Origin of the sequence: Pseudomonas sp. HMWF006 (assembly GCF_003061205.1) — a bacterium.
Lineage (GTDB): Bacteria > Pseudomonadota > Gammaproteobacteria > Pseudomonadales > Pseudomonadaceae > Aquipseudomonas > Aquipseudomonas monsensis.
In genome coordinates this window covers 1-11,537 of record NZ_QAIU01000524.1, presented here as the reverse complement: position 1 = coordinate 11,537, position 11,537 = coordinate 1, and the positions used below count along the sequence as shown (strand labels likewise).

The window sequence follows — 11,537 nt, the reverse complement described above, 5'->3', positions numbered from 1 at the left end:
GCCCGTCCGTCCCGAGCTGGCTGAGGATCAGCCGACTATGCCCGCCGCGCCCGAACGTGCCGTCCAGATAGCAGCCATCAGGGCGTACAGCGAGAGCCTCGACGGCTTCGTCAAGCAGTACGGTGATGTGGTTAAAGCCGCTATCAATAGTCACAGGATCAAATCACGCAGTTCATCAGGCATCGCGCCCGGTTGTTGAATAGCAGCAAGGTCAGCGGCAGACACCGCGTTCCATGCATCCTCGTCCCACAATTGGAACTTGTTCAGTTGGCCTACCAGCATCGCGCGCTTATCCAATTTGGCGTATTCGCGCAGACGCGGTGGAACCAGAAAACGACCACTGCCATCGAGTTCGAGGTCGACGGCATTACCAATCAGCAAACGCTGCAGGCGACGGTTCTCTTCGCGAAGCGAAGGGAGCGCGCGCAACTTGGTTTCAATAATTTCCCACTCGTCGAGCGGATAGACACACAGACACGGATCAACGGCATCAATGGTCACGATCAACTGGCCGGAACTGCGCGAATCGAGCTCGTCACGGTACCGGCTCGGCATGGCGAGACGGCCCTTTGCGTCGAGACTGATAGCGTTAGCTCCGCGAAACACGTCAGCGTTTCTCCAATTTTTATCGTTTTGAGCTCAAAAAACCCACTTCATGCCACTTTCCGCCACTTGCGCACACTATAGGAATGCGCCCACCACACCGTCAAGGCGCGGATTAAAGGAAAACCCTTACAGAACGGAGATTTAGGAGCATAAAAGAAGAAGCAACGAGAATCTGGCGGATGCATTCGACCCATAACTTGAGGCAGCACTGAAAGCTGCGCTCGAAAGTTAAAGTAATTTGTTAAGAGTAAGATTTTTTCGGTATTACAAAGGCGCTTCTGCTGTTGATTGAAGCAAGGTGGGAAATGGCTATTACTGAGTTTGCCGCTGCCGGATATCCAGCCCAGGCCTGCTGATAATAAACAGCCCTGTCGCCTTTAATTCAAGCAGGGAAAAGAAAAAGGTGGAGAGTCGATCTGTAAGCCGGGTTCTGTCTTGAACAGTCATTCGTCTACGATGGCCATCACTGGACATCTTTAGCAACCTACCCGGTCCCAGCGCGGGCCACGCCTTGGGACCCTATTTGGTCTTGCTCCAAGTGGGGTTTACCTAGCCACGAACTGTTGCCAGACGTGCGGTGCGCTCTTACCGCACCTTTTCACCCTTACCGGCGCCGAAGCGCTTAGGCGGTTATTTTCTGTGGCACTTTCCGTAGGCTCACGCCTCCCAGGCATTACCTGGCACTTCGCCCTATGGAGCCCGGACTTTCCTCCCCCCCCTAATTTTCATAGAGGGCAGCGACTGTCCGATCGACTCTCCGCCGCGAAGGTTAACGGCAGAGCGCCTGAAGAACAAGCGCTAAAAGCCTCAAGACCGCTATGGGCGACGGCTTACACGCCCTTCTGTTTATCCAGTGCTACCTGATACAGCACGTTTTTGCGCTCGCCGGTGATCTGCGCTGCCAAAGCAGCGGCGCGCTTGAGCGGCATCTCTTCAAGCAACAGATCGAGGATGCGCATCGCCTCACTGCTGACCGCATCTTCCGACTCTGGCGCCGCCCAGCCCGCGACCAGCACGACACATTCGCCGCGCTGCTGATTGCTGTCGGACTCAACGAATGCGCGCAACTCAGCCAGCGGCAGGCCCTTGAGCGTCTCGAACGTCTTGGTGATCTCGCGGGCCAGCAAAGCCTGGCGCTCACCGCCGAAGACTTCTTCCATATCCTGCAGACACTCAAGGATGCGATGCGGCGCCTCATAGAAAATCAGCGTACGTGGCTCTTCCTTGACGGCCTCGAGACGCGCCTTGCGCCCGACCGACTTGGCTGGCAGAAAGCCTTCGAAGATAAAACGGTCGGACGGCAGCCCCGCCGCCGACAGCGCCGCAATCAATGCGCAAGCACCCGGCACCGGTACGACATTGATCCCGGCAGCGCGGGCCTGACGCACCAGGTGATAACCCGGATCGGAAATCAACGGCGTGCCGGCGTCGGAGATCAGCGCCACGTTATCGCCTGCCAGCAAACGGGTAATAAAGCGGCTGCCTTCATCGCGCTCGTTGTGTTCATGGCAGGCAGCCAGCGGCGTAGCAATGCCGAAGTGCTGCATCAGGCGCGCCGAGTGCCGCGTGTCTTCGGCCGCAATAAGCGCCACTTCGCGCAGGATTTTCAGGGCCCGGGCGCTGATGTCGTCCAGGTTGCCGATGGGCGTCGCCACCACATAAAGCGAGCCAGCAGCGGAGTTCAGGGAACCTGGAGCAGTCAAAGCGCACACCTCGTGATCGGTAAAAGCGGCCATTGTAGCGCGTCACGAGGCGTGCGCGGCGCTCCGCCCAGGCACGGTTTTTCCCTCGGTTGTGCGCCACTGCAACATTTGCTCCAGCTAAATTGTCCGTTTCACGCCACTAACATCGCGCCCCGGCCAGTGCTTGGGTACAATTCGACGCTAATTTGATCGAGTATCAGGAACACTTACATGATCGCTTGCCTGCGGCTGTTCACTGCCCTCTGCCTCGCTGCCTTGCTGGCGGCCTGCGCCAGTTCCCCTTCCTCCAGCCTTGGCGAACTTCCACGGACCCCGGATGCCAGCATCGAGCAACTGCTCGAACAGGCCACCCAGGCTAAAACCCCGGAAAAAGCTGCCCTGTTGCGCCTGAGCGCGGCAGACCTGGCTTATCGCCAGGGCAATGCCGGCCAGTCCGCGCAAATCCTGCAACAAGTGCCAATCGAGCAGTTGAAGCCAGGCCAGCAGATTTTCGCCAGCACCCTGTCCGCCGAACTGGCCATGACCCGCAATCAGCCGAAAGCCGCGCTGACTGCCCTGAGCCACCCAAGCCTGCAACACCTGGGCGAAATGCCGGAAGAGCAGCAGGTGCGCACCGGCACCGTGCATGCCCGCGCACTGGAAGCCGATGGGCAGACACTGGCCGCCGCCCGTGAGCGCGTGTTCATCGCGCCGATGCTGCAAGGCGAGGCGACGAGCAAGAACCACGAAGCGATCTGGACGCTGATCGGCTCGCTGCCAACCGACCAGTTGCAACCGAACACCAGCGACGACCTCGGCGGCTGGATGGGCCTGGCCCTGGCGGTGAAATCCGCGGGCACCCTGGAACAGCAACAAGCCGCGATCGACGCCTGGCGTGCGCAGAATCCGAAGCACCCGGCCGCGATCAACCTGCCGCTGCCACTGACCAAACTCAAGGAGCTGGCCAGCCAGCCCCTGAGCAAAATCGCGCTGCTGCTGCCGCAGGATGGCCCGCTGGCCTCGGTCGGCAAAGCCCTGCGTGAAGGCTTCATGGCTGCGCACTACCAGGCCCAACAGGCCGGCCAGAAGCCGCCAGCCATTGAGTTCTATGACAGCTCGAAACTGACCTCGATGGACGAGTTCTACCGCAAGGCTCAGGCTGACGGCGTGCAACTGGTAGTCGGCCCGCTGGAAAAACCGCTGGTCAAACAACTGAGCACTCGCCCGCAACTGCCGATCACGACCCTCGCGCTGAACTACAGCGAAGGCGATCAAGGCCCGGCGCAGCTGTTCCAGTTCGGTCTGGCCGCTGAAGACGAAGCCCGCGAAGTCTCGCGCCGCGCACGTGCCGACGGCCTGCATCGCGCCGCAATCATGGTACCGAGAGGCGAATGGGGCGAGCGCGTACTGCGTGCGTTCAGCCAGGACTGGCAGGCCAACGGTGGCAGCATCGTTGCCACCGAACGTGTTGATCAGCCAGTGCAACTGGCCCAGCAGATCGCCGACATGTTCCAGCTGCGCCAGAGCGAAGCCCGCGCCAAGAGTCTGCAGAATGCCGCCGGCACCAACGTGGCCGCGCAGCCTTCGCGTCGTCAGGACATCGAATTCATCTTCCTGGCCGCCACTCCGCAACAGGCGCAACAGATCAAGCCGACCCTGAACTTCCAGTACGCCGGTGACGTACCGGTGTACGCGACCTCACACGTGTACAGCGCCAGTGGCGACGTCAACCAGTACAACGACATGAACGGCATTCGCTTCTGCGAAACCCCGTGGCTGCTGGAAACCAGCGACCCGCTGCGTCAGCAAGTGGTTGCACAGTGGCCACAGGCTGCCGGCAGCCTCGGTCGCCTGTACGCCATGGGCGTCGATGCTTATCGTCTGGCTCCGCGCCTGGGTCAGCTCAAGGCACTGCCGGACAGCCGCATCGACGGCGAGTCGGGCAGCCTCGGCATGACCCAGACCCAGCGTGTCGTGCGTCAGCTGCCGTGGGCACAGTTCGTCAGCGGTCAGGTTCAACGCCTGCCGGACACTCCGCGCTGATGCCTGACAGGTCACGCTCGCAAAGCGGCAAGGATGCCGAGCGCCAGGCGCTCGAGCATCTGCAGAACCAGGGGCTGCGCCTGTTGGCGCAGAACTGGTTATGTAAACGCGGCGAGCTTGATCTGGTCATGCTTGATGGCGATACAGTAGTATTCGTTGAAGTTCGCTACAGAAAAAACACTCAATGGGGTGGCGCGCTCGCTAGCATTGATGAGCGCAAGCAGCAGAAATTGATTTTCGCTGCGCAGTATTTTCTTCAGCGCGAGTCGCGTTGGGCCAATTCCCCCTGCCGCTTCGACGTGGTGGCCATCGACAGCCATCCGGATCAGCTGAACTGGTTGCAGAATGCGTTCGACAGCTGATCGCCTGTACCCGACCGGATTTTCACCCGACACATTTTGCTCTTTGCTTTGCGGGCTGCACATTCATGTGCCGGACAGCCGCGCTACTTAAGGTCACACAGATGGACATGCAATCCCGAATTCGCCAGCTTTTCCAGGCCAGTATCGACACCAAGCAACAGGCGATGGACGTACTTGCACCGCACATCGAGCAAGCCAGCCAGATCATGGTCAACGCCCTGCTCAACGAGGGCAAAATGCTTTCGTGCGGCAACGGCGGCTCCGCTGGCGACGCCCAGCACTTTTCGTCGGAGCTGCTTAACCGCTTCGAGCGCGAACGCCCGAGCCTGCCAGCCATCGCGCTGACCACCGACACGTCGACGATCACTTCGATCGCCAACGACTACAGCTACAACGAAGTGTTCTCCAAACAGATCCGTGCGCTCGGCCAGCCCGGCGATGTCTTGCTGGCGATTTCGACCAGCGGCAACTCGGCGAACATTATTCAGGCGATCCAGGCCGCACATGATCGCGAAATGATTGTCGTAGCTTTGACCGGACGCGATGGCGGCGGCATGGCGTCGCTGCTGTTGCCCGAGGATGTCGAAATTCGCGTACCGGCCAACGTCACTGCACGTATTCAAGAAGTCCACTTGCTGGCGATCCATTGCCTCTGCGATCTGATCGACAGCCAACTGTTCGGGAGTGAAGAATGACCCCTAATCGCCTTGGCCTTCTGGCCTTGACCCTGTGCCTCGGCATCAGCGGCTGCACCTCGGTGGTGAACGCCAGCCGTGAAGCGCCGATCGAAGACGACCGCGGCACCCGCACCTTCGGCAGCAAGATCGACGACTCGTTGATCGAAACCAAAGTGGGCGTGAACGTGGCCAAGGCCGACCCGGCCCTGGACAACGGCTCGCACATCGTCGTCACCAGCTTCAACGGCGTCGTGCTGCTGGCCGGCCAGACTCCGCGCGAAGACCTCAAGGCCAAAGCCGAACAGGCTGCAGCCAACGTCCAGCGTGTGAAGAAGGTGCACAACGAACTGCAAGTGATTGCACCTTCAAGCTTCCTCGCCCGCCAGAACGACGCCTGGCTGACCACCAAGATCAAGACTCAGATGCTGACCGACGCCAGTATTCCCGGCTCGCGCATCAAGGTCGTGACCGAGAACGGTATCGTCTACCTGCTGGGCCTGCTGACCAAGCAGGAAGCGCAACAGGCAACCAATCTGGTGCAAAGCGTTTCTGGCGTGCAGAAGATCGTGAAGCTGTTCGAATACATCGACTGATTTGCAGCACCTGCGCAATAAAAAAGGCGACCCTTTCGGGTCGCCTTTTTTTTACTTCACCACCTTCAGGCTTGGCCGGCCACTCGGGCGCGGCGGCTCGCTGTCCGGCGGCGGCAAGTCGTCATCCGGTTCGATGTCGTCTTCGTCATCCATCGGCGACTCAAGATCGAACACCATGCCCTGACCGTTCTCCCGGGCATAGATCCCCAGGATCGCGCTGATCGGCACGTACAGGCTGTGCGGAACACCGCCGAAGCGACCTTCAAAGGTCACCACGTCGTTATCCATATGCAGATGGCGCACGGCACTGGGCGAGATGTTCAGGACAATCTGTCCGTCACTGGCGAAACCCTGCGGCACCTGCACCGCCGGGTATTCGGAATTGACCAGCATGTGCGGGGTGCAATCGTTATCAACAATCCACTCGTAGAGCGCGCGGACCAGATAAGGTCGACTGGAGTTCATAGCGGCTCCTTAAGCCTTAGCGCATATCGCGTTCGACGCCAGACAGACTCGCCTGGAAAGCCTCACGCGCAAACTGGCGCTCCATATAATCAAGCAGCGGCTTGGCCGGCCGCGGCAGTTCAATACCCAGAATCGGCAAACGCCAGAGTATTGGCAATAGGCAGCAATCCACCAGACTTTGTTCCTCGCTGAGGAAAAACGGCTTGTCGGCGAACAGCGGCGACACGCCGGTCAGGCTTTCACGCAATTCCTTGCGCGCCACGACACGCGCGGCTTCCTTGGTTTTCGGATCCAGAATCAGATCCACCAGACCACACCAGTCGCGCTGGATGCGGTGAATCAGCAGACGACTGTTGGCACGCGCCACCGGATAAACCGGCATCAAGGGCGGGTGCGGGTAACGCTCATCCAGATATTCCATCACCACGGTCGACTCCCAGAGCGCCAGGTCACGATCGACCAGCGTAGGGAGACTGCCGTAAGGGTTCACCTCAATCAGTTTAGGCGGCTGGCGACCAGCTTCCACATAAATGATCTCGGCGCTGACACCCTTCTCTGCAAGTACGATGCGCACTCGGTGGGAATAGTGGTCGGCGGGGTCGGAGTAACAGGCCAACCGATTGGTCACGCCCATGGCGATCCTCCTCGCTTGTTGAAATTGTCGGAACCGGAAAAACGCGCGCGCCCAGAGGGCGCCTCCCGCAACCTCTGGCTGACCAGACGTTGCGTTATCAGAGGCGCCCTTGGGCGCGCGCGATTAACAGCAATGCTTGAAGCGTATCAGTGCACGTCTTTCCAGTATTCACGCTTGAGCAGGTAGGCGAACACAAAGAAGAACGCCAGGTACAGCAAGACGTAAGTACCGATGCGCTGATGTTGCAGCTTAACCGGGTTAGCCGAGTAAGCCAGGAAGGTTACCAGATTCTTGACCTTCTCATCGAACTGCTCTTCGTTCAGAGCACCGGTTTTCGGCACGATGGTCAACTGATCGCACGCTTCATGAGTCAGCGGCGTACCGGTCAGCGGATCATATTGCTTCTTGCCGTCTTCAACGATCTGCACTTGTTTGCAGCCAACCACCTGACGACCTTGCAGGCCGACCAGCACGTTAGGCATGCCGACGTTCGGGAAGACCTTGTTGTTCACGCCCCATGGACGTGCAGGATCTTCGTAGAACGAACGCAGGTAACCGTAGAGCCAGTCGGTGCCGCGCACACGCGCCACCAGGGTCAGATCCGGTGGCGCTGCACCGAACCAGGTCTTGGCGTCCGCCGGCTGCATGCCGATGTTCATGTGATCGCCGATCTTGGCACCAGTGAACACCAGCTTCTCCAGCATCATTTCGTGTGGAATGCCGAGGTCATCGGCCACCCGCTCGTAACGCTGGAACTTGGCACTGTGGCAACCCATGCAATAGTTGGCAAAAGTGCGCGCGCCATCTTGCAGGGCAGCCTTGTCGGACACGTCAATGTCGACCTTTTCCAGTTCTGGACCACCGTGTTCAGCGGCGAAAGACAGCACAGGCAGCGCAGCAAAAATCAGAGCAAAAAATAACTTTTTCATCAGCCAGTCACCCTTTCCGGAACCGGTTTGGTCTTCTCGAGCCTGGTGTAGAACGGCATCAGAATGAAGTAGGCGAAGTACAGGAAGGTGCAGACCTGCGATACCAGCGTGCGCTCCGGCGTCGGCGCAAGCACACCGAGAATGCCGAGAATCACGAAGGAAATGCAGAACACCACCAGCCAGATCTTGCTCATCCAGCCCTTGTAGCGCATCGATTTGACCGGACTGCGGTCAAGCCAGGGCAGGACAAAGAGCAAGGCGATCGAAGCACCCATGGCGATCACGCCCATGAGTTTGTCCGGGATCGCACGCAAGATCGCGTAGAACGGCGTGAAGTACCAGACCGGTGCAATGTGCTCTGGCGTCTTGAACGGGTTGGCCTGCTCGAAGTTTGGTTTTTCGAGGAAGTAGCCGCCCATTTCCGGGAAGAAGAACACGATAAAGCAGAAGATGAACAGGAACACCACCACGCCGACGATGTCTTTCACGGTGTAGTACGGGTGGAAGGCAATACCGTCCAGCGGGATACCGTTCTCGTCTTTGTGCTTCTTGATGTCGACGCCGTCAGGGTTGTTCGAACCGACCTCGTGCAGCGCCAGGATGTGCAGCACCACCAGACCGAGAATCACGATCGGCAGCGCGACAACGTGCAAGGCGAAGAAGCGGTTCAGGGTAATCCCGGAGATCAGGTAGTCACCACGGATCCACTGGGTCAGGTCGTTACCAATGACCGGAATCGCACCGAACAGCGAGATGATCACCTGGGCACCCCAGTAGGACATCTGACCCCACGGCAGCAGATAACCCATGAACGCTTCGGCCATCAGCGCCAGGTAAATCAGCATGCCGAACACCCACACCAGTTCACGCGGCTTCTGATACGAACCGTAGAGCAAGCCACGGAACATGTGCAGATAGACCACGATGAAGAATGCCGAAGCACCGGTGGAGTGCAGCAGACGCAGGATCGAGCCGTACTCGACGTCGCGCATGATGTATTCGACGGAAGCGAAGGCTTCTTCTGCCGACGGCGTGTAGCTCATCGTCAGCCAGACACCGGTGACGATCTGGTTGACCAGCACCAGCAGCGCCAGGGAGCCGAAGAAGTAGAAGAAGTTGAAGTTTTTTGGAGCGTAATACTTGCTGAGATGGTCTTCCCACATTTTGGTGGCGGGAAAGCGCGCATCAACCCAATCCATGAACTTGCTCATCACGCTTTCTCCGTATCGACGCCAATGACAATCAGGTCATCGGTCTCATAGGAATGCGGGGGAACTGGCAGGTTCAAAGGCGCAGGTTGCGACTTGTAGACGCGGCCAGCCAGATCGTAGTGGGAACCGTGGCAAGGGCAGAAATAGCCACCGACCCAGTCTTTACCCAGATCCGCAGGTGCCACTTCGGGACGGAAAGTTGGTGAGCAACCCAGGTGCGTGCAAATCCCGATCAGCAGCAGAATTTCCGGCTTGATCGAACGCACTTCAGGATCGACATAAGTAGGTTGCGTGGAGTTTTTGGAAGTCGGATCGGAGAGCTGGCCCTCGATCTTCTTGAGATTCCCCAGGATTTCCGCAGTACGGCGGACAATGAACACCGGCTGGCCGCGCCACTCAGCAATCATCTGCTGCCCTGGCTCGATTTTGCTGACATTCACTTTCACCGGTGCGCCGGCGGCTTTCGCCTTGGCACTGGGAAACCATGACCCCACGAACGGGACCGCAGCCCCCACCGCTCCTGCAGCACCCACCACGGATGTGGCTGCTACCAAGAAGCGACGCCGGCCTGCATTCACGCCGTCATTGCTCATTCAGTCCTCTCCCATCAGCTTTTGTGGCCTGTTAAATCAGGCATCTACTAAATAAATCAATGTTACTTATAAAAATTTTGCCGAATGGTAATGAAAAGCCCCAATTCTGACAAGGGAATTACCCGGAGCTTCCACCCCCAAGCCTTGCAGTATAGGGGGTCTACGGATGAGGCAAGTTGTCACAGCGCAATTCTTTTGATAAATCGCAGGCATAAAAAAACGCCCGCTTCCGTGAGGAATCGGGCGTTCTTTTTGAACGTGGAAGCGGAATTAACGCTTCGAGTACTGCGGACGCTTACGCGCTTTACGCAGACCTACTTTCTTACGTTCAACTTCACGGGCGTCGCGAGTAACGAAGCCAGCTTTGCGCAGAGCGCCGCGCAGGGTTTCGTCGTAGTCCATCAGAGCGCGAGTGATACCGTGGCGGATTGCGCCAGCTTGACCACTTACACCGCCGCCGATGACAGTGACGTAGATGTCGAATTTCTCGACAGTCTCGGTCAGTTCCAGCGGCTGACGAACTACCATGCGGGCAGTTTCGCGGCCGAAGAACGAGTCCAGGGAGCGGTTGTTGATGGAGATGTTACCAGTACCCGGACGCAGGAAAACGCGTGCGGTTGCGGTCTTGCGACGGCCAGTGCCGTAATTTTGAGTCGCCGACATAATGAACTATTCCGTTAAATCTTCAGTTCTTGGGGCTGCTGAGCAGTATGAGGGTGTGCAGCGCCCGCATAGACTTTCAGCTTACGGTACATGTCACGACCCAGCGGGTTCTTAGGCAGCATGCCTTTAACCGCGGTCTCGATCACGCGCTCAGGGGCTTTGGCGATCAGCTTTTCAAAGTTGATCGACTTGATGCCGCCCGGGAAACCGGAGTGGGAGTAGTACATTTTGTCAGTGGTTTTAGCGCCGGTAACACGGATCTGCTCGGCGTTGATTACGACGATGTAGTCGCCGGTGTCAACGTGAGGAGTGTACTCAGGCTTGTGCTTGCCACGCAGACGGCTCGCGATTTCGGTGGCCAGACGACCCAGGGTCTGACCAGCAGCGTCGACGACAAACCAGTCGCGCTTTACTGTTTCCGGTTTAGCAGTAAAAGTTTTCATTCTTTATAGCCTCAGGGGCCGCCTGTAAATAAGACGGCGGATCTTACTGAATAGTGCGTACTTTGACAAGTCAAAGGCAGCCGGATACAGACGCTTTCGGGGGCTCGGGTCGGCGCGTCCGTTCAACGGCAAGATTCTTCGGCGGCGGCGCATCACTTCCACTGCAGAAAGAGGTCGGCAATTATGCAGATTGCGAAAAAATTTTCAACCTGCTTTTATGATTGTTTTGCCCAAGGAGCACCCGATGGACTATCGCCAGCTAGGCCGTACCGACCTGAACGTGAGTGCAATCTGCCTCGGCACCATGACCTGGGGCGAGCAAAACACTGAAGCTGAAGCCTTTGCCCAGATCGAACGGGCCAAGGAAGCGGGGATCAATTTCATCGACACCGCCGAGATGTACCCGGTGCCGCCGAAAGCCGAAACCTACGCCACCACCGAGCGCTACATCGGCAATTACTTCAAAAGTCGCGGTGACCGCGCCGACTGGATCCTCGCCAGCAAGATCGCCGGCCCCGGCAACACCATCGACTACATCCGCGACAAAAACCTGCGCCACAACCGTCAACACATCACCGAAGCGGTCGATGCCAGCCTCAAGCGCCTGCAGACCGACTACATCGACCTGTATCAATT

At 58.3% G+C, this 11,537-nt stretch carries 14 protein-coding genes, 1 other RNA gene and 1 pseudogene; 5 read left to right on the top strand and 11 right to left on the bottom strand.

The features are described from left to right. The 4 genes and pseudogenes from mraW to rsmI form a co-directional block, all read right to left on the bottom strand. Nucleotides 1-118, bottom strand: a pseudogene (gene mraW, locus DBR24_RS33425) (16S rRNA (cytosine(1402)-N(4))-methyltransferase); the annotation flags it as partial. Between the two features lie 32 nt (nt 119-150). Further along, the gene (mraZ, locus tag DBR24_RS23640) at nt 151-606 is read right to left on the bottom strand and encodes a division/cell wall cluster transcriptional repressor MraZ (RefSeq protein WP_007917012.1); all 456 of its coding nucleotides are present in this window, start codon (nt 604-606) and stop codon (nt 151-153) included. A 403-nt stretch (nt 607-1,009) separates the two neighbouring features. Further along, nucleotides 1,010-1,363, bottom strand: an RNA gene (gene rnpB, locus DBR24_RS23635) — RNase P RNA component class A. 73 nt (nt 1,364-1,436) lie between these two features. Further along, nucleotides 1,437-2,342, bottom strand: coding sequence for a 16S rRNA (cytidine(1402)-2'-O)-methyltransferase (gene rsmI / locus DBR24_RS23630; protein ID WP_123463134.1), 906 nt, complete (start codon nt 2,340-2,342; stop codon nt 1,437-1,439). 177 nt (nt 2,343-2,519) lie between these two features. On the opposite strand from rsmI, the gene DBR24_RS23625 reads away from it, so the two are divergent. The 4 genes from DBR24_RS23625 to DBR24_RS23610 all read left to right on the top strand — a co-directional run bounded on the left by DBR24_RS23625 (nt 2,520) and on the right by DBR24_RS23610 (nt 5,963). Next, nucleotides 2,520-4,331, top strand: coding sequence for a penicillin-binding protein activator (locus tag DBR24_RS23625; protein WP_128615948.1), 1,812 nt, complete (start codon nt 2,520-2,522; stop codon nt 4,329-4,331). Further along, nucleotides 4,331-4,693 (top strand): YraN family protein, encoded by a 363-nt coding sequence (locus tag DBR24_RS23620; RefSeq protein ID WP_123463131.1) that lies wholly within the window; start codon nt 4,331-4,333, stop codon nt 4,691-4,693. The genes DBR24_RS23625 and DBR24_RS23620 overlap by 1 nt, the downstream gene beginning before the upstream one ends. 101 nt (nt 4,694-4,794) lie before the next feature. Continuing rightward, a complete protein-coding gene (locus DBR24_RS23615) occupies nt 4,795-5,388 on the top strand; it encodes a phosphoheptose isomerase (RefSeq protein WP_008082788.1) in 594 nt (197 codons plus the stop codon). Continuing rightward, nucleotides 5,385-5,963 carry a BON domain-containing protein gene (locus DBR24_RS23610; RefSeq protein WP_123463129.1) on the top strand — a complete coding sequence of 193 codons (579 nt, stop codon included), beginning with the start codon at nt 5,385-5,387 and terminating at the stop codon, nt 5,961-5,963. The genes DBR24_RS23615 and DBR24_RS23610 overlap by 4 nt, the downstream gene beginning before the upstream one ends. A gap of 51 nt (nt 5,964-6,014) precedes the next feature. Here DBR24_RS23610 and DBR24_RS23605 read toward each other — a convergent pair whose 3' ends face one another. The 7 genes from DBR24_RS23605 to rplM all read right to left on the bottom strand — a co-directional run bounded on the left by DBR24_RS23605 (nt 6,015) and on the right by rplM (nt 10,901). Continuing rightward, nucleotides 6,015-6,428, bottom strand: a complete 414-nt coding sequence (locus tag DBR24_RS23605; RefSeq protein WP_003228047.1) for a ClpXP protease specificity-enhancing factor — start codon at nt 6,426-6,428, stop codon at nt 6,015-6,017. 16 nt (nt 6,429-6,444) lie between these two features. Next, complete coding sequence (locus DBR24_RS23600; RefSeq protein ID WP_003228048.1) at nt 6,445-7,062, bottom strand: glutathione S-transferase N-terminal domain-containing protein; 618 nt, start codon at nt 7,060-7,062, stop codon at nt 6,445-6,447. A 146-nt stretch (nt 7,063-7,208) separates the two neighbouring features. Further along, on the bottom strand, nt 7,209-7,991 hold the full coding sequence (locus DBR24_RS23595) for a cytochrome c1 (RefSeq protein ID WP_064589123.1): 783 nt from the start codon (nt 7,989-7,991) through the stop codon (nt 7,209-7,211). Further along, nucleotides 7,991-9,202 (bottom strand): cytochrome bc complex cytochrome b subunit, encoded by a 1,212-nt coding sequence (locus DBR24_RS23590; protein ID WP_064589124.1) that lies wholly within the window; start codon nt 9,200-9,202, stop codon nt 7,991-7,993. Before DBR24_RS23590 ends, DBR24_RS23595 begins: the two co-directional genes overlap by 1 nt. Further along, entirely contained in the window at nt 9,202-9,795 is a 594-nt protein-coding gene (gene petA / locus DBR24_RS23585) for a ubiquinol-cytochrome c reductase iron-sulfur subunit (RefSeq protein WP_003228055.1), read from the bottom strand. The genes DBR24_RS23590 and petA overlap by 1 nt, the downstream gene beginning before the upstream one ends. Nucleotides 9,796-10,065: 270 nt before the next feature. Continuing rightward, nucleotides 10,066-10,458 (bottom strand): 30S ribosomal protein S9, encoded by a 393-nt coding sequence (gene rpsI / locus DBR24_RS23580; RefSeq protein ID WP_127648153.1) that lies wholly within the window; start codon nt 10,456-10,458, stop codon nt 10,066-10,068. A gap of 14 nt (nt 10,459-10,472) precedes the next feature. Next, the gene (gene rplM / locus DBR24_RS23575; RefSeq protein ID WP_003228062.1) at nt 10,473-10,901 is read right to left on the bottom strand and encodes a 50S ribosomal protein L13; all 429 of its coding nucleotides are present in this window, start codon (nt 10,899-10,901) and stop codon (nt 10,473-10,475) included. A 244-nt stretch (nt 10,902-11,145) separates the two neighbouring features. Here rplM and DBR24_RS23570 point away from each other — a divergent pair. After that, nucleotides 11,146-11,537 (top strand): aldo/keto reductase (locus tag DBR24_RS23570; protein ID WP_177490672.1); only part of this gene is annotated, 392 nt, incomplete at its 3' end.